This is a genomic window from Nocardioides sp. WS12 (assembly GCF_014108865.1).
Taxonomy (GTDB): domain Bacteria; phylum Actinomycetota; class Actinomycetes; order Propionibacteriales; family Nocardioidaceae; genus Nocardioides.
Window position 1 is genome coordinate 3,249,584 of record NZ_CP053928.1, and the last position, 17,322, is coordinate 3,266,905.

Annotated in this window: 14 protein-coding genes and 1 tRNA gene; 9 read left to right on the forward strand and 6 right to left on the reverse strand. The window is 69.2% G+C overall.

Annotated features, from left to right (window positions below; genetic code table 11):
- Nucleotides 1-10 precede the first annotated feature (10 nt).
- Together HRC28_RS15845 and HRC28_RS15850 are read left to right on the forward strand one after the other, a co-directional pair.
- The gene (locus tag HRC28_RS15845; RefSeq protein WP_182376435.1) at nt 11-3,757 is read left to right on the forward strand and encodes a hypothetical protein; all 3,747 of its coding nucleotides are present in this window, start codon (nt 11-13) and stop codon (nt 3,755-3,757) included.
- Nucleotides 3,745-4,212 carry a hypothetical protein gene (locus tag HRC28_RS15850; protein ID WP_182376436.1) on the forward strand — a complete coding sequence of 156 codons (468 nt, stop codon included), beginning with the start codon at nt 3,745-3,747 and terminating at the stop codon, nt 4,210-4,212. The genes HRC28_RS15845 and HRC28_RS15850 overlap by 13 nt, the downstream gene beginning before the upstream one ends.
- On the opposite strand, the gene HRC28_RS15855 is transcribed toward HRC28_RS15850, so the two are convergent.
- The 4 genes from HRC28_RS15855 to HRC28_RS15870 all read right to left on the reverse strand — a co-directional run bounded on the left by HRC28_RS15855 (nt 4,196) and on the right by HRC28_RS15870 (nt 8,765).
- Nucleotides 4,196-5,572, reverse strand: coding sequence for a cytochrome P450 (locus tag HRC28_RS15855; protein WP_202033093.1), 1,377 nt, complete (start codon nt 5,570-5,572; stop codon nt 4,196-4,198). The two genes, HRC28_RS15850 and HRC28_RS15855, sit on opposite strands and share 17 nt — an antisense overlap.
- 71 nt (nt 5,573-5,643) lie before the next feature.
- Nucleotides 5,644-7,245, reverse strand: a complete 1,602-nt coding sequence (gene fadD8 / locus HRC28_RS15860) for a fatty-acid--CoA ligase FadD8 (RefSeq protein ID WP_182376437.1) — start codon at nt 7,243-7,245, stop codon at nt 5,644-5,646.
- A gap of 38 nt (nt 7,246-7,283) precedes the next feature.
- Nucleotides 7,284-7,670: a hypothetical protein gene (locus tag HRC28_RS15865; RefSeq protein ID WP_182376438.1), complete on the reverse strand. Its 387-nt coding sequence runs from the start codon at nt 7,668-7,670 to the stop codon at nt 7,284-7,286.
- 51 nt (nt 7,671-7,721) lie between these two features.
- A complete protein-coding gene (locus HRC28_RS15870; protein ID WP_182376439.1) occupies nt 7,722-8,765 on the reverse strand; it encodes an LLM class F420-dependent oxidoreductase in 1,044 nt (347 codons plus the stop codon).
- 79 nt (nt 8,766-8,844) lie between these two features.
- Here HRC28_RS15870 and HRC28_RS15875 point away from each other — a divergent pair, with 79 nt between their 5' ends.
- The 6 genes from HRC28_RS15875 (at nt 8,845) to map (ending at nt 14,799) form a co-directional block, all read left to right on the forward strand.
- Nucleotides 8,845-9,804, forward strand: a complete 960-nt coding sequence (locus HRC28_RS15875; RefSeq protein ID WP_182376440.1) for an OB-fold nucleic acid binding domain-containing protein — start codon at nt 8,845-8,847, stop codon at nt 9,802-9,804.
- Between the two features lie 17 nt (nt 9,805-9,821).
- A complete protein-coding gene (locus tag HRC28_RS15880) occupies nt 9,822-10,874 on the forward strand; it encodes a thiolase domain-containing protein (protein WP_182376441.1) in 1,053 nt (350 codons plus the stop codon).
- On the forward strand, nt 10,874-12,037 hold the full coding sequence (locus HRC28_RS15885) for a thiolase domain-containing protein (RefSeq protein WP_182376442.1): 1,164 nt from the start codon (nt 10,874-10,876) through the stop codon (nt 12,035-12,037). Before HRC28_RS15880 ends, HRC28_RS15885 begins: the two co-directional genes overlap by 1 nt.
- A 70-nt stretch (nt 12,038-12,107) precedes the next feature.
- Nucleotides 12,108-12,181 (forward strand) — tRNA-Gly (locus tag HRC28_RS15890).
- A 54-nt stretch (nt 12,182-12,235) separates the two neighbouring features.
- Nucleotides 12,236-13,969, forward strand: coding sequence for a helicase (locus HRC28_RS15895; RefSeq protein ID WP_182376443.1), 1,734 nt, complete (start codon nt 12,236-12,238; stop codon nt 13,967-13,969).
- Nucleotides 13,970-14,031: 62 nt separating this feature from the next.
- Nucleotides 14,032-14,799 (forward strand): type I methionyl aminopeptidase, encoded by a 768-nt coding sequence (gene map, locus HRC28_RS15900; RefSeq protein ID WP_182376444.1) that lies wholly within the window; start codon nt 14,032-14,034, stop codon nt 14,797-14,799.
- A 12-nt stretch (nt 14,800-14,811) separates the two neighbouring features.
- On the opposite strand, the gene HRC28_RS15905 is transcribed toward map, so the two are convergent.
- Nucleotides 14,812-15,195: a hypothetical protein gene (locus tag HRC28_RS15905; protein ID WP_182376445.1), complete on the reverse strand. Its 384-nt coding sequence runs from the start codon at nt 15,193-15,195 to the stop codon at nt 14,812-14,814.
- Nucleotides 15,196-15,244: 49 nt separating this feature from the next.
- Between HRC28_RS15905 and HRC28_RS15910 the strand changes: the two genes are divergently transcribed.
- Nucleotides 15,245-16,039: a PIG-L family deacetylase gene (locus HRC28_RS15910; RefSeq protein WP_182376446.1), complete on the forward strand. Its 795-nt coding sequence runs from the start codon at nt 15,245-15,247 to the stop codon at nt 16,037-16,039.
- Nucleotides 16,040-16,052: 13 nt separating this feature from the next.
- On the opposite strand, the gene HRC28_RS15915 is transcribed toward HRC28_RS15910, so the two are convergent.
- Complete coding sequence (locus tag HRC28_RS15915; protein WP_237111518.1) at nt 16,053-17,279, reverse strand: MFS transporter; 1,227 nt, start codon at nt 17,277-17,279, stop codon at nt 16,053-16,055.
- Between the last annotated feature and the right edge of the window lie 43 nt (nt 17,280-17,322).

Here is a 17,322-nt window from a genome sequence, read left to right on the forward strand (position 1 = left end):
GGTGACCGCCATGGTGTCGGTCCTCGTCAGCCCCACCATCGCCCAGGCCGATCCCGCGCCGCCGGGATCATCCTCGACGGTGCGGTGCGCCAGCCCACCGACCACCGAGGGTGCGACCGCGGAGAACCGCGACCGCTTCGTCGACCTCTGGGCCAAAAGGTTCACCGACAACGCCTGGCGCAAGGACTTCGTCGCTCTCAAAGCGGTGCCGGCGGACATCCTCGCCGAGGGGTTCCACGGGCTCCCCGAGCCGACGCAGTTGTGGCTGAGCGTGTGTCTCCTCGAGGACCTGCTCGCCACCACGCACACGACGCCGACGGCTCAGGAACGCGAGACCTACCTGGCCGGCGTCGCGATGGTGATCTTCGGCAAGGAGGGCACCGAGGAGCTCAAGGAGGAGCTCAACGACACGACGCCGACTCCCCCGCCGGCCGACACGCCGCCGGTCAACCGTGACCAGACGGGCGAGGCGCTGGACGCCGTCGCGGAGGAGTTGGCGGAGGCGCCGAGGCTGACCTCGGCACAGCTCCCGCGTACGTCGGTGACCGCACCGACCGCCCATACGTCGAGCAACATCACGGCCGGCCTGCCGCCCACCTTCAACGACACCCTCACCTCGCTGCCGCTCGTCCCCCTGGTGCTGGACGCGCTGGACGCGGTCCTGCAGGAGGTCAGCAAGATCCAGGGCAAGCTGTTCACGCTGCCCGTCGTCAACCTGCTGTCCCCGCTGTTCTACAAGATCTGCGCCGAGTCGCCGACCATGCCGCTGTCGTGCAGCATCTCGCTGCCGGTCGGCGTCCCGGTGCCGGCCGACGTCACGGGCGACAACCTGCCCGACGTGCTGGCGCAGCTCAACCCGGTCACCAACCTGATCGACGTCGGCGCCCGGTTCGCGGTGCAACGGATCGCGCCCAACAGCGGTCCCCTCCCCGCACACGTGTTCGCCGTCTACGACACCCCGGTCGTGAAGAAGCGGGTGGCGGTCGGCATCGACGGCCGAGCGTCGACCCTCGGAGGCAACAGCACTGCTCGGGTGCTGCTCAAGAACATCGTCGACGCGATCACCGGCGACATCCGGATCGCCGCGGACGTCATCTCGACCAACCCGGGCCTCAAGGAGGCGATCACGTTCGGCGTGAAGTCGCTGACCGGTGGCAGCGGCGGCGTACCGCTGACCGAGCAGGACCCGCTGACCGGCTCCGTGCAACTGAGCCCGTTCCCGACCACCCTCAACGTCGGCGCCCGGATGACACACAGCAACACCGGCAGCAAGGACACGATCACGGTCGACACCCCGACCGCCACTCGCGTGGACGCGGTGATCGACCAGGCCACCACGTCCGGTCCGGTCGACAGCAACCGCCGCTTCACTGCGACGGTCGACAAGTTGCCGTCGTCGGTCCAGGTCGACCTGGTTCGCCAGGGCACTCACCAGAACATCAAGTACACCGCGAACGACGAGATCGACCTCGTCGAGGCGACCGACACCACCACGCCGGACGTGACCAAGCCGACCGAGGTCGACCACGCCGTCTACCAGGTCCACGGTGTCCCGAAGAACATGCAGGTCGACCTGAACGGCAACCTGATCACGTACGACGCCAGCGACTCAATCGACAAGGTCTACGCCGGTGTCGAGCGGATGGGCGGCGACCGGATCACGGCCGAGGTGCTGGACATCCCCGCGCACGCCAAGGTGCTCTTCGACGGCAAGAACTCGGTCCTGGACTGGGATGCGGACGCCGCGACCACCAGCGCCTCGGCGACCGCGCACCTGACAGCGGCCACCCTCGGCCTGGACCGCGACTTCGACGCGGGCCTGACCATCAGTTCGATCCCGGCCGAGTGGAACGCGACCTGGGCGGACGGCAACGTCCTCTTCGACGCACCCGCGGCGGGCATCGGCTCGATCGTCGCGAACGTCACGAACCACGAGGACTACTCGACGCTACCGGGCGACCACCTGACGGCCTACTACGACGAGGCCTCGGGCGACCTCGACGCCAGCCTCAAGATCAGCAACCTGCGCCGGGCTTCCTTCACCAAGTTGCCCGACGACGGGGACGGCGGCGGCTTCGAGGCCGGTCTGAACATGGGCGACAACAGCACCTTCTCGTTCGCTGCGGAGGCCCATCTGGACGAGGGCGACCTCGAGGCGTCCGGCAAGCTGAGCAATCTGCCTTCCGAGATCACCCTGCGCAGCGAGGGCGGCCGGATCACCTATGACGGCAACACCAACCCCGACCTGACGCTCTCGGTCGCGGCAGGTAAGTCCGCAGCGCTGGCCGCCACGCCGACACCGCCACAGGTCCACGGTGTCGCTGTCCGTGACGGGGCGAGCGGTTCCGACAAGGCCGTCCGGGCCAAGCTCTACCTGACCGGACTGCCGACGGGCCTCGACCTCGACTCCACCAACGGCGTCTACACGGTCACGGGCTTCCACCCAACCGACGGCACCCTGGTGGTCGACGCCAAGCTGCAGGCGCTCGCGCCCAAGCCGCTCAGCCTCTACCTGACGCAGGGCATCCCGACGGCCAACCCGGTGGACTTCACCTTCGGCCCGATCGTCACGCGCACCGAGCCCGACGGCAGCCACACCACCGGACTCGACTACGTCGCCAGCGAGGCGCTGGGGGCGTTCACGGCGAACGCGCAGTACGACAACACCGACGAGGCGCAGCTGACCATCAGCGCGATCCCGAAGACCATCAGCGTGGACGTCGCCTTCGGCGCGGACACGAAGACGGTCGGTATCGCGATGAACCAGGGCATCAGCGACATCACGGCGGCGTACAAACACGTGGGCGACGCGGACTTCGCTGCCTCCGTGCACCTGCACGACGTCCCGAAGACCGTCGACATCCTGATCGGCAAGGACACCTCCGCCGGCGGCGGTACGACGGTCGACGCACCCGTGTTCACGATGACGTCCTTCGCTCCCGGCCTCGACATCGACGCCTTCGCCTCCGCGCGGATCGCCGACCCGGTCGACGCCAACGCGGCAGTGAAGCTCACCGTCACCGACCTCGGTCAGGTCGTCACCGGCGACCTGACGGGGTCCCGGCTCCACATCACCTCGAGCCCGGCGACCGAGGCCTTCGCGCTCGAGGCGGCGGGCCGCATACAGAAGGACATCTCGCTCGACTGGGGCAGCGGCGAGGACGGCGTGACGGGGTTCTTCCAGAACCGAGGCAACCTGGGCGTCGACCTGAAGATCAAGCGGGTCACGTTGGGCCTGACCGACTTCTCCGACGTGAACCTGCGACTGGGCTTCACCACCGGCCTCGACGGGACCTTCGGGACCTTCACGTTCGGTCAGGACAGCGACCTGACGGTCGACCTCGAGGACAAGTTCTCGGTGTTCATCGACTGGCCCGACCCGCTGGGCTCGGACACCATCACGATCGTCAACATCCCGCACCTGGTCATCCCGTTCGGCAACGTGGCGCCGCGCTGGCACATCAACCAGAACATCCAGGAACGTGCGTTCCACCTCCCGATCATCCACTTCGGGATCGCGGACTGCGGTGTGTCCTTCGACGTCCGTCCGGCGCCGGGATACACGACGCCGGGCAACACGTTCACGCTCGGCCAGCCGACCGATGACGGGACGAACACGCCCGCCTGGCTGATCACGCCCGACATCAACCTGCTCGGGTTCTCGCTGCCCGACTTCGGGCTGGACATCATCGCCTACTTCCTGTCGCCGTACGGCAACAACATTCACCCGTACCCGGAGTGTCAGTGGCTGGTCTAGATCCCAGCGACCGGCGTGGTCCGGCAGCCCGGTTCCTCGGGCTGCCGGCCGCACTGGCCGTCCTCGCGCTGCTGTGCGGCGGCTGCAGCGACGACCCCGATGAGTCAGATGCCGACCCGTCGGCACCCGTCACGGACATCACGGTCGAGTGCGACCGGTTCGAGGACACGGCCCAGCGGATCACCGACGCCCAGACGGCGCTGTACGACGGCAAGGACTCCCCCGCGGACGCCGAGGCCGTCGACACGCTGGTCGCTGAACTCGACGCCCTGAAGGACGACGCTCCCGACGACGTGGACACCGCACTCACGGACCTCGGCGAGGGCTTCCGGTCGGCCCAGGAACTCCTGGCGGACCCGAGCGCGGCCGACGGTGCAGCGTTGGCCGAGCTGGCACCCGGACTGTCCGAGGACAGCCAGACGGTCACCACCTGGATCCTCAGCCAGTGCGATTGACCCGTTTCCGGACGCGCGCCGGGATCGGGCCACCAGCCGTCATCGTGAACGGCAGGGCCGTCGGGAACACGTCGTCGAGCGATTCGATGTCAGCCGCCCTGACGACAGTGGCCAGGGCGAGGGTCGCCTCCAGCATCGCGAAGTGGTCTCCGATGCACGATCGCGGACCGGCACCGAACGGGAAGAACTGCCAGCGGCTCCGCCCGGCGGACTGCTCGACCGAGAAGCGGTCGGGGTCGAACCGCTCGGGTTCGTCCCAGTACCGGGCGTCGTGCTGGATTGCGTACGCCCCCACCACCACGTTGGTCCCTGCGGGAATCCGGAATCCGTCCACAGCGACGTCCCGCATCGCCATGCGACCGATCGCCGGTGCTGGCGGACACATCCGCAACGCCTCATGGATGACCTGCACGGTGAACGGCAGCGACGGCACGTCCCCGACGGTCAGCGTTCGGTCGCCGAGTGCGGCCACCTCCGCCACGAGCCGTTCCTGGACGTCGGGGTGCCGCCCGAGCGCCCACAGGCTGTAGGCGAGGGTCGTGGCCGTCGTGTCGTGACCGGCCAGCATGAAGACGAGCAACTCCGCCCGGACCGCCTTGCGGGTCAGCGGCTTGCCGGTCTCGGGGTCGGTCGCGTCCAACAGGAGCCGCACCAGTTCCGCATCTCCGTCGGGTTGCGCAACCGCAGCGTCGATCGCGCTGTCGACCAGCGCGTGGAGAACCGCCATCGAATGGCGCATCCGGAAGCGCGCTGGCGTGGGCAGCCACATCGGCGAGCGCACGGGGCGCAACGACCTGTTCGTGACCCACTGCAGCACGCGGCGCACATGCGGTCCCATTGCACGGGCGTCCTTGCCCAGATCGAGGCCGAAGACCGACTTCCCGACCACTTCCAGGGTCAGGTGCCGCATCTCCTGATCGAGATCGACCTGGCCGCGTTGTGACATGTCGTCCGCATGGGCCTGCGCCGCAGCGGCCATGTGCCCCGCGAAGGCCACGACGTGCTTCTTGGTGAAGATCGGCTGGAGCGTACGGCGCCGGGCCAGCCAGCGTGCGTGCGCGAGGTTGAAGACGTTGTCGCCCAGCACGCGGTTCTGGACGTGGACGATCATCTCCTTGTCGAACGCACCATCGGAGGCAGCCAGGACGTCGTGGGCACCCTGCGGCGAGGTCACCACGACGAACGGCGGCACCAGCCCCCGGGGCCCGACCCGGACGGTCGTGACCGGTCCGCCGGCTGCACCGATCACCCCCAGCCCGCTGTCGAACTTGCGAACGTGGTGCAAGCGCTCAACGAGCCCCATCGGTACGTCCGGGGCAACCGGCAGCGCCCCGAGCTCCTTGATGGCGGGAGCGGCCATCCGTCCACGGTGCCACAGGCCGCCCCACCCCTCAATGGCCCGATCGGGCCATCGAGAGTGGGTGACGTGAGTCAGCCGATGCTGCGACCCTGGCCGTCCCAGAAGCGGGCACGCAGCGCCTTCTTGTCGGGCTTGCCCAGCGCGGTGAGCGGCAGCGCGTCGACAGCGATGATGTCCTTCGGCGCCTGCACCGAGCCCTTGCGCTCCTTGACGGCGTCCTTGATCTCGGCGACCACGTCGTCGGTGAGTTCGAAGCCTTCCCGCAGGACCACGACGGCCGTCACGGCCTCGCCGAACTTCTCGTGCGGCGTGCCGATCACGCCCACCTGCGCGATGGCCGGGTGTTCGGCGATGACATCCTCGACTTCGCGCGGGAACACGTTGAAGCCTCCGGTGACGATCATGTCCTTGGTCCGGTCGACGATGTACCAGAGGCCGTTCTCGTCCTCCCGCGCCACGTCACCGGTGTGCATCCAGCCATCCCGGAAGGTCGCGGCTGTCTCGTCGGGCAGTTGCCAGTAGCCGGCCGACAGGAGCGGCCCGGCGACGCAGATCTCGCCCGGCTCGCCCTGCGGCACGGGGTTGCCGTCTTCTCCCAGCAGGGCCGTCCGGAGGTACGCCGACGGGCGCCCGCAGGACGTCAGTCGCTCCTCGGCCGGCTTGCCGTCGGCGTCCACGTGGTCGCCCTTGGGGAAGTAGGTGATCACCATCGGCGCCTCGGACTGCCCGTAGTACTGCGCGAAGATCGGACCGAACCGCTCGATGGCCTCCTTCAGGCGCACCGGGTTGATGGCCGAGGCGCCGTAGTAGACGGTCTCGAGCGAGGACAGGTCGCGGGTGCGCGAGTCGGGGTGGTCCATCAGCGCGTAGAGCATGGTCGGTACCAGCATCAGGGAGTTGATCTTCTTCTCCTCGATGGTCGCCAGCACCTCGGCCGGGTCGAACCGCGAGGACACGAAGAGGGTGCCGCCCTGGAGCACCACCGGGACGAAGAACGCAGCGCCGGCGTGGGACAGCGGGGTGCACATCAGGAAGCGCGGTTCGGCCGGCCATTCCCATTCGGCCATCTGGATCTGCGCCATCGTCGAGAAGGCGCGGACAGTACCGATGACGCCCTTGGGCTTGCCGGTGGTGCCGCCGGTGTAGGTGATCGACGTGATGTGGTCCGGCTCGAGCACGGCTGCCTGGACCGGCTTCGGGGTGAAGGACGCAGCGACTTCGTTCAGGTCGGTGCCGACCTCGACGAGCTCGGGCGGTACGGGGCCGATCGTGAGCACCTGCTTCAGCCCGGGGCACTTGCCGAGCAACTCCACGGCCCGCGCAGCGAAGTACGGATCAATGACCAGGGTCGTGATCCCTGCATCGTTGATGACGTACGCGTGGTCATCGGCCGAACCGAGCGGGTGCAGCGACGTGCGCTGGAAACCCTGGGTCTGGCCGGCGCCGAGGATGAAGAGCACCTCGGGTCGGTTGAGCGCGAGAAGCGCCCCGGGCGTGCCGCGGCCGGCACCGAGGGATTCGAAGGCCTGGATGTACTGCGAGATCCGGTCAGCCGTTTCGGCACCCGTCAACGTGACGTCGCCGAGGTGGACGATCGGGCGGCGTGCGTGCCGCTTGAGTGCGGCCACCATGAGGTGGCCGTTGTGGGCGGGCGTGCGAAGCGTGTCAGTCACCCCGCCAGACTAGAACCTGTTCTAGTTAGGGGCAAGGTTCAGCCGGCGCGGCGCTCGACCGGTGCGACGAGCGGCGCCACGCCACCCAGCCGGCGCTGGAACCGCACCTGGTCGGCATGCGCGTCGAGGGCGTCCCAGAGTGCCCGGTGCGCGGACCACGGCAGTGGATCCTCCGAGGAGTGCCAACGCTCACCGAAGCTGATCCACACCGGGATCCAGTTCGCCGCGCAGTCCCACGCCCCCTGCTTCGACTCGACGAGTCGCCGCCGCACCTGGAACGCGGTGCGCGGCCCGTCGACGCAGATCGGTGCCGTGCGCACGGGCCAGACCCACAGGTCGAGCTCCATCAGCTCGAGCTCCAGGTCCCGGAGCAGCGCAGGATCCACCAGCACCGTGGCGACGTTCTCGTGCGGCTCCCGCCTCATGACCGGAACGCTAACCGCCGTCGCCGACAGCGGCCAGCGTTCCGGGCGAACTCAGGCCAACAGTTCGGCGACCTGACGGATCTCCGCCGCGCTGTGACAGGACAAGAGCAGCGTCGTCACCCCGGTCCCCTCCCATTGCGCCACTCGCTCACGGACCTCGCCAGCGGTGCCGATGATGTGCATGTCGTCGACGAGTTCGTCGGGGATCAGCGCCGTCGCCTTGTCCTTCTCCCCCGCCAGGTAGAGGTTCTGCACCTCGTCCGCCAGGGCCTCGTAGCCCATCCGGGCGAAGACCTGCGTGTGGAAGTTCTGCTCCTTGGCGCCCATGCCGCCCATGTAGAGGCTGACGAACGGCTTCATGAAATCGATGACGGCCTGCTTCTCGGCGGCGTCCTTCACGATCTGGAGGTGGCAGGTGGCCGAGATCTCGAAGTCGGCACGAGTACGACGCGCGCCGGGTCGGGCGAAGCCCTCGTCGAGCCACGGCTGGTACATGCCAGCGCTCTTCGGTGTGTAGAAGATCGGGATCCAGCCGTCAGCGATCTCCGCGGTCTGGGCGACATTCTTCGGGCCCTCGGCGCCCAGCCAGATCGGCAGGTCGGCGCGGAGCGGGTGCACGATTGGCTTGAGCGGCTTGCCCAGGTGCACGGCACCGGGACCGTTGTAGGGCAACGGGTGGTGCGGGCCGGCGTTGATGACCGGTTCTTCGCGGGCCAGGACCTTGCGAATGATTTCGACGACCTCGCGGGTCCGAGCCAGCGGCTTCGAGAACGGCTGGCCGTACCAGCCCTCGACGACCTGCGGACCGCTCACGCCCATGCCGAGGATGACGCGGCCGTTGGTCAGGTGATCCAGCGTGAGCGCATGCATCGCGATCGACGTCGGCGTGCGGCCGGACATCTGCACGATCGAGGTGCCGAGGCGGACCCGACTGGTTTCGCGACCCCACCACGCGAGCGGCGTGAACGCGTCACTCCCCCACGCCTCGGCGGTGAAGATCGCGTCGAACCCCGCGTCCTCTGCCGCGGCGACGAGCTCGCCGACACCTTGCGGGGGCTGCGCGCCCCAGTAGCCCAACTGCAGTCCCAGCTTCATGTCCTGCATCATGCCCGTCGAGCGAACGCATTTCTAGAACGTGTTTCACTTTTGAGCAGAACATGTTTCACTTTGGCCCATGAGCCGCACCTTGCAGGCGCCCGTCACGGTCGCCTTCGACTACACGCGATCGACCGGCCCTGTCGTCGGTCGCTTCCTCTCCGGACTCCGCGACGGGGTGGTCGTCGGCGGACGGACCTCGGCCGGTCAGGTCGTCGTACCGCCGCTCGAGTTCGACCCCGTCACCCACGAGGCAACGACCGAGTTCGTGGAGGTCTCCTCCGTCGGCACGGTCACGTCCTGGACCTGGGTCCCCGAGCCGGTCAAGGGCCAGCCGTTCGACCGGCCGTTCGCCTTCGCCCTCGTCACCCTCGACGGCGCCGACGTCCCGTTCCTGCACGCGCTCGACGTCTCGTCGCCCGCCGAGGTGACCACCGGCCTGAGGGTGCGCGTGCGCTGGGCTGCCGAGCGGGTGGGCCACATCAACGACATCGCATGCTTCGAACCGTTGGCCCCCGGCGAGACCGAGCTCGTTGCGTCGCCGGCGGCGTCCGACGCGCCGGTCACCGGCGTCGTCACGACGGTCTCCCTCGACTACAACTACGCGGCCTCCCCCGAGGAGTCCCTGTTCTACCGCGGCCTCAACGAGGGCCGGATCATGGGCCAGCGCTGCCCCACCTGCCAGAAGGTCTATGTCCCACCGCGCAGCGCGTGCCCCTCCGACGGAACGCCCACCGCGGAGGAGGTCGAGCTCTCGCAGACCGGCACCATCACGACGTTCTGCATCGTCAACGTCCCCTTCCTCGGCCAGAAGATCACCCCGCCGTACGTCTCGGCGTACGTCCTCCTCGACGGCGCCGACATCGCGGTGCTGCACCTCATCCTCGGCGTCCCCGCCGACGAGGTGCGGATGGGCATGCGGGTCAAGGCGGTCTGGAAGCCGAAGGACGAGTGGGCGTACTCCCTGGAGAACATCGACCACTTCGCGCCGACCGGCGATCCGGACGCCGAGTTCGCCACCTACCAGCAGCACCTCTGAGACGGGAGACAAGACAGATGCGTGACGTCGCCGTCGTCGGGTTCGCCCAGCGACAGATGCCCGAGTTCGACGGGTCCCCGACCTGTGTCGAGCTCCTCGTTCCCGTGTTCAAGGAGCTCTACGAGCAGACCGGCTGGACCCGCAGGGACGTCGGATTCTGGTGCTCCGGCTCCTCGGACTACCTCGCCGGTCGTTCGTTCTCGTTCGTCCAGGCGGTGGACGCCATCGGCGTCATCCCGCCGGTCAACGAGTCGCACGTGGAGATGGACCTCGCCTGGGCCATGTACGAGGCGTGGATCAAGATCCAGACGGGCGAGGTCGACACCGCCCTCGTCTACGCTTTCGGCAAGAGCTCGGCGGGAGTCCTGCGCCGCACTCTCGCGCTCCAGCTCGAGCCGTACACGATGACACCCCTGTGGCCCGACACCGTGTCCCTCGCCGGCCTCCAGGCCCGCGCCGGTATCGACGCCGGCGTCTGGGACGAGCGGGCCATGGCCGAGGTCGCGAATCGGTCGCTCACCGACGCCGAGAAGAATGAGTACGCCATCCGCAAGGGCGGCTCATCGGTCGACGAGCTCCTCGCTCGCCCGATGTACGCCGACCCGTTGCGCAAGCACGACTGCTCCCCCGTCACCGACGGGGTGGCGGCTCTGGTGCTCGCCGCCGGCGACAGGGCCCGCGAGGTCCGCGACCGTCCCGCCTGGCTCACCGGCATCGCCCACAATGTCGACCCGATGGGCATGGGCGTCCGCGACCTCACGCGGTCGCCGTCTGCCCAGCGGGCCGGTGCCGCGCTCGACCTCAGCGGCGTCGAGGTGGCCGAGCTGCACGCACCGTTCAGCCACCAGGAGCTCATCCTGCGCAAGGAGCTCGGGCTCGGCGACGACGTCGTCATCAACCCGTCCGGCGGCGCGCTGGCGAGCAACCCGATGTTCTCCGGAGGTGGCATCCGCGTCGGCGAGGCCGCGAAGAGGATCTGGTCCGGCGACGCCGACAAGTCCCTTGCCCACGCCACCAGCGGCCCCGCCCTGCAGCAGAACCTCGTCTGCACCCTGGAAGGAAACCTCTGATGGGCAAGCAGCCTGCAGCGATCATCGGCGTCGGGCAGACGCACCACCGCGCGAAGCGCGAGGACGTCTCCATGGCCGGCCTGTGCCGTGAGGCCATCGACCGTGCGCTCCTCGACGCCAACCTGACGCTCGACGACATCGACGCGATCGTCGTCGGCAAGGCGCCGGACCTGTTCGAGGGCGTGATGATGCCCGAACTGTTCCTCGCCGAGGCGCTCGGCGCGGCCGGCAAACCGCTCCTGCGCGTCCACACGGCCGGCTCGGTCGGCGGCTCGACCGCCATCGTCGCGTCGTCGCTGGTCCAGGCCGGCGTCCACAAGCGCGTGCTGACCGTCGCCTACGAGAAGCAGTCCGAGTCCAACGCGATGTGGGCGCTGTCCGTCCCGCTCCCGTTCAACATGCCCGTCCACGCGGGTGCCGGCGGCTACTTCGCGCCGCACGTGCGGTCCTACATCCGTCGCTCGGGCGCTCCGTCGCACATCGGCGCGATCGTCGCTGCCAAGGACCGCAACAACGCGCTCAAGAACCCGTACGCCCACCTGCACAACGAGGGCACCACGGTCGAGACCGTGCTCGCGTCGCAGATGCTCTGGGACCCGATCCGGTACGACGAGACCTGCCCGTCGAGCGACGGCGCCTGTGCACTGGTCATCGTCGACGAAGACACCGCCAAGTCGTCGCCGAACCCGGCCTGGATCCACGGCACGGTGATGCGGTCGGAGGCCACCACGGCCGCCGAGCGCGACCAGGTCAACCCGCAGGCCGGACGTGACGCTGCGGCCGCGCTCTGGAAGCAGGCCGGCATCACGAGCCCGATCGACGAGATCGACATGGCCGAGATCTACGTGCCGTTCTCCTGGTTCGAGCCGATGTGGCTGGAGAACCTCGGCTTCGCTGCCGAGGGCGGCGGCTGGAAGCTGACCGAGTCCGGCGAGACGGCCATGACCGGCAAGATCCCGGTCAACTGCTCCGGCGGCGTGCTGTCCTCGAACCCGATCGGCGCGTCCGGCATGCTCCGCTTCGGCGAGGCTGCCCTGCAGGTCCGCGGCGCGGCCGGCGAGCACCAGGTCGACGGCGTACGACGAGCGCTCGGCCACGCCTACGGCGGCGGCTCGCAGTTCTTCGCGATGTGGGTCGTCGGGTCGGAGAAGCCGACCAACTGACCCCGTGACGGGGCCGCGACCACCACGGCCCCATACTGGGAACGTGTCAGCCCCGACGGGGGCCGGCTTCGCGGACGTGGTGTAGTTGCAGCACGCTTTCCTTCCAGGAAAGGGGTCGAGGTTCAAATCCTCGCGTCCGCTCCAGGCCGGTGGGCGAGGCGGCCCTGATCGTGGCTCCGGCCCCGATAGCGTCCGGGGGTGGCCAGTTCTCGTCGCTCCAGCGTTCGTCGACGCAGCGCGTCACCGCGCCGTGCTGCGGCGCGGAAGTCGCCGCAGCCCTTGCCGGCTGCCGGTCCGGGCGAGCGTGTGTGGGTGCTCGACGTCCCCTACGGGACACAGGTCGACGGTGCCACCTGGCACCCGACCGTCAAGACCCACCTGTACGTCGGCCGCGCCCTGCCCGCGCACCTCGCGCCGTACTCTCCCGGGCCGTACACGCTCGGCCGGTTCATCGAGAACACCCTCAATCCGGAGACTCCGACGCCCAGCCCGGAGCCGACCGATGCCCTCGAGCCCCGGAGGATCCAGTTCGAAGCGGCCGATGCGATCGCGGCGCGCGCCGCAGCGGGCGGACGGCAGTTCCTGCTCGCTGACGAACCCGGCGTGGGCAAGACGATCGCCGCGGTGCTCGGAGCGACGGCAGTGGGCGACCTCCGTGGTGCGCGACGTGTGCTCGTCGTCGCCGACCGGCCTGCCGCGATCACCATCGGCCACTGGTGCCGCACGATCACGGCGCTGGGTCACGGCGGACTCGAATGGGTCGTGATCACGTGGGACCGGCTGGAGAAGGTCAAGGACCACACGTGGGACGTGATCATCGCGGACGAGGCCCACGCACTGCGACGTACGACGACGAAGCGGTGGAAGCTCTGGGCGCGAATCTCGGGACACGGGAAGGCGCACGACAAGGCGCCGTTCGTCATCGCGACGACCGCGACGCCCGGACACACGCCGCTTGAACTGCCGTACCTGGCTCCGGCCTATGCACAGGTGCTCGGCGAGCCGATGAGGGAGTGGACCTCGGCGACGCAGCCCGGGGCTGCGTTCGCGACCGCGCTCGAGCGCCACGGAGTGGGGGTCGAGCGGGGACGCTACGGCGCGACCTGGACCACCGATCCTGCGCGACGCGCTGCGGATCTCAAGCTGGTGCGCGGCTGGCTCGACGAGGAGCGTCCTCCGGCGATGCTGCACCGCGCCGCGCCGTGGGGCCCGGTGCCGATCTCCGGCATGCCGGTGGCGCTCACGCCGGCGGAGCGGTCGGCGTACGAAGCCCAATGGGGAGAGTTCTGCCGGGAGATGGACATCGCGCGGAGCGGCCGCAATGTCGCGAAGGGCCGGGCCGCGCTGATGCGCTTCCGGCAGAAGGCCGGGCTGATCCGGGTCGACTCGACGGTTGCCTGGATCGCCCAGCAGGTCGAGGCCGAACGGCAGGTGGCGTGCTCGGTCGAGTTCGTCGGGACGGCCGCCGACCCGATCGCCGACCGACTGCGTGACTCCGGCATCGAGGTCGCCTCGATCTACGGCCGCGACCGGTTCGACGTCGAGGCCGAGCGGCTCCGATTCCAGACCGGACAGGCGAAGGTCTGCGTCTTCACCACCGTCGCATCGATCAGCCTCCATGCCGGCGAAACCCTCGCCGACGGCAGCCAGGCGAGCACCGATCCCCGGGTCGGCGTCTTCCACCAGGCCCGCTTCTCGGGCATCGCCGGACGGCAGGTGACGGGGCGCACCCACCGCGACCACCAGGTCTCGCCGTGGCACATCGCGTACGCCGAGGACACCGTCGAGGAGCAGGTCGGCAAGGTGATGGTGGAGCGGATCGCCGCGGCCTCCGACACGGTGGGAAGCGACACCACCGGTCTCGCCGACCTCGCCCAACTCCTCGGCGCCGACTGGCTGCCGACCACGACGCTGACCGACGACGGCGCCTGACCGCGTGCCGCACAGGCCACGCGAAGTCGAGGGTCACGGCACTCCCCCGTTAGGCTCGTTTCGTGATTGAGCTCCGCACCCCCGCCCAGATCGAGCAGATGCGTCCCGCCGGGCGTTTCGTCGCCTCGGTGATCAAGGCCCTCTCCGAGAAGGCCGCCGTGGGTGTGAACCTGCTCGAGCTCGATGCCCTGGCTCACAAGATGATCAAGGACGCCGGTGCGGAGTCCTGCTACATCGACTACCACCCGTCCTTCGGCGCGAGCCCGTTCGGCAAGGTGCTCTGCACCTCGGTCAACGACGCCGTCCTGCACGGCCTGCCGTTCGACTACGTCCTCCAGGACGGTGACCTGCTCTCCGTCGACTTCGCCGCCTCCGTTGACGGCTGGGTGGCCGACTCGGCCCTGTCCGTGATCGTCGGTACCCCGAACGAGAAGGACCAGTGGCTCATCGACGTCACGCAGCGCGCGCTGGACGCCGGCATCGACGCCGCCCGCGCGGGCAACAAGCTCGGCGACATCTCGTTCGCCATCGGCAGCGTCGCGCACGCCGAGGGCCTCAAGGTGAACCTGCAGTTCGGCGGCCACGGCGTCGGCCGGACCATGCACGGCGAGCCGCACATCTCCAATGACGGCCGCCCCGGCCGCGGTCTCAAGCTGCGTCCCGGCCTGGTCATCGCGATCGAGCCGTGGTTCCTGCACACGACCGACGAGATCACCTTCGACCCCGACGGCTGGACCATCCGGTCGGCTGACGGTTCGCGGGGCGCTCACACCGAGCACACGGTCGCGATCACCGACGGCGACCCGTTGGTGCTCACCGCGCGCGACTGACGAGTCGGCGGGTCAGTCGTCCAGCAGTTGCTCGTGCCCGCTCGGGCACCGTCCGCGCGTGCAGTCGTAGAACCCTTCGTCGAAGTCGATCCACGTCGACCAGCACTTCGCGCAGTAGTTGAGTTCGCACACAGTGCAGCAGAACGCACCGAGGTCTCCGGTCAGCCGGGCGACGTCTAGCGGATCGATCTGATCCCGTCCGGAGACGAGCTCGACGAGACCAGCGGGCGCGATGCCGGTGTTCTCGCCAAGGAACACCAGCCGGTACGACGGGCCGTCGTAGACCGGGTGCCCTGCGCCCTGCGTGGAAAGGGTCGCTGCGACGGCTCCGCAGGCCGAGCAAGTGAACTCGAACCCGTCGGCAGCACGCAGTCCAAGGCGGGACACGTTGATCACGCACCCATTGTGCGGCGTACCGCGGGACGCAGGTGGCTAACTTGGGGCCATGGCTCGCAACCGGACCCTTGCCTGCGTCTTCGCCCATCCCGATGACGACGCTTACGGCGTCGCCGGCAGCGTCGCGCTGCACGCCGATGACCCGGACTTCAGGTTCGTCCTGATCCACGCGACGTACGGCGAGCAGGGCGAGATCCGCGACGGGTTCCCGGCCACCCGCGAGACGCTGGGCGCCGTCCGCCGAGCCGAGGACGAAGCCGCGTGGCGGGCGCACGGCCGGGTGCCGGACCGCCACGAGTGGCTGGGCCTGCCCGATGGCGCACTCGCGGACGTTCCGTTCGAGGACGTCGTCGGTGCGGTCGCGCGAATCCTCGACGAGGAGGATCCCGCTGTCGTCGTGACGTTCGGACCGGACGGGATCTTCGGCCACCCCGACCACATTGCGATCGGCGCAGCGACAGACGAGGCCTTCGCACGCCTGCGTTCCGAGGACCGCTCCGGCTTCCAGCGCCTGGCGCACGGGGCCGTTCCGCAGTCGGTGTTCGAGCGCTGGAACCGCCAGCGTGCCGAGCTCGGGCTGTACACCTTCGACCCGACGCAGACCTTCCACATGCGCGGCGTTCCGGACGAGCAGATCCGGATCACCGTGAATTGCCGCCAGCACGCCAGCCAGATCGTGGCCGGCCTCCGCGAGCACAGGAGCCAGTTGCACGTGATGTCCGACGACCCGACCAACACCAAGCAGTGGGAGCGGCGGGTCGGGCGCGAGTGGTACGCCGTTGCCTGGCCCGAGATCGAGCCCGACGCACCCACGCTCACTGACCTCTTCGACGGTCTCGCCTGACGAGTCCTGTCGTTCAGGTCGAGAGCCCGCTGAGTCGACTTCGGGCGAACAGCACCATCGCCACGACCTGTGCCCCAGCGACGATCACCACCAGTGCGTCCAGATGACGGGTGACGAGGGCACCTGCCACGACGCCACCGGCCAGGGCACCGATCCCCTGCACGGCCGCGAACACGCCATAGCCGGTCGCGCGGCGATGGGACGGTACGACGGCCGCGACCTGCGCCTTGACCGTCGAGTCGAGAACACCGGTCGCCACACCCCACAGCGCCACGCCACCGAGGACGAGGGCGAGGCGGTCGGCGAACGCGAGAGCCGGTACGACGGCGACCAGCAACGGGACGACGTACAGGACACGGGCGCCCCAGCGGTCGAACAGGAAACCTGTGCCGAGGGCCGCGACGGCTGCAGTCAACATGGCGAGCGCGTAGACCAGTGGCGCGGCGGCGAGCGGCACCAGGCCTTCTTCGACGAACCGGTATGAGATGACGCCGAAGGTCATCAGGCCGGCGGTCGCCAGGGCGGAAGCGCACGCGAACAGGTGGAAGCGTGGCGGTAGGTCGATCCCCAGTGCACCAGCGAGGCCGGACCGGTGCGAGTTCTCGGCAGCGTCGACGGGCGGTTCCTCGGACACCGTGAGCGTTGGCACCCGTCGGGCCAGTTGCGCGAGCACCAGAAGTGAGAGCGCGCCGGGGATGGCCAGCACCGCGAAGCCCGGCCAGAGCACTCCGGTCGCCGCAGCGACACCGGCGACGACCAACGGGCCGGCGAAAGCGCCCACCTGGTCGAGCGCCTTGTGGACGCCGAAGGCCTTACCCATGTTGCCGCTCGAGGCGACCCTGGCCAGGAGAGCGGACTTCGAGGGACTCCGGATCGCCTTGCCGGCCCGTTCGCACAGGATCAGCGCCGCTGCCACGGCCACGCCCGCCGTACCCAATGCCGGAGCGATGGCGAGCAGGGGCACGCACACGGCGGTGAGGGCGTACCCGACGACCGTCAGGCGCCAGTGGCGGCCGCTTCGGTCCGCCCACGGTCCGGTCCCGAGGCGCAGCAGCAGCGCCATGGCTTCGCCGGCACCGGTGACGATGCCCACGACCAGTGCCGAGGCGCCGAGCGTGCCGAGGAACGGGCCCGAGATGGACCGCATCCCCTCGTAGACCATGTCGGCCAGCAGGCTGACGAACCCGAAGGCCACGATCGTGCGCCACGTGCTCCAGCCTTGCGCGGGTGCCTCGGTCACGCGTGGATCATGCCAGTCCCCGATGCACAGGTGACCACCACCA

Excerpts from the sequence above, each read along its gene's own strand:
- HRC28_RS15845 (WP_182376435.1), top strand. The coding sequence starts at position 11 with ATGGTGTCGGTCCTCGTCAGCCCCACCATCGCCCAGGCCGATCCCGCG.
- HRC28_RS15855 (WP_202033093.1), bottom strand. The coding sequence starts at position 5,572 with ATGGCCGCTCCCGCCATCAAGGAGCTCGGGGCGCTGCCGGTTGCCCCG.
- HRC28_RS15865 (WP_182376438.1), bottom strand. The coding sequence starts at position 7,670 with ATGAGGCGGGAGCCGCACGAGAACGTCGCCACGGTGCTGGTGGATCCT.
- HRC28_RS15870 (WP_182376439.1), bottom strand. The coding sequence starts at position 8,765 with ATGAAGCTGGGACTGCAGTTGGGCTACTGGGGCGCGCAGCCCCCGCAA.
- HRC28_RS15875 (WP_182376440.1), top strand. The coding sequence starts at position 8,845 with ATGAGCCGCACCTTGCAGGCGCCCGTCACGGTCGCCTTCGACTACACG.
- HRC28_RS15880 (WP_182376441.1), top strand. The coding sequence starts at position 9,822 with ATGCGTGACGTCGCCGTCGTCGGGTTCGCCCAGCGACAGATGCCCGAG.
- HRC28_RS15885 (WP_182376442.1), top strand. The coding sequence starts at position 10,874 with ATGGGCAAGCAGCCTGCAGCGATCATCGGCGTCGGGCAGACGCACCAC.
- HRC28_RS15910 (WP_182376446.1), top strand. The coding sequence starts at position 15,245 with ATGGCTCGCAACCGGACCCTTGCCTGCGTCTTCGCCCATCCCGATGAC.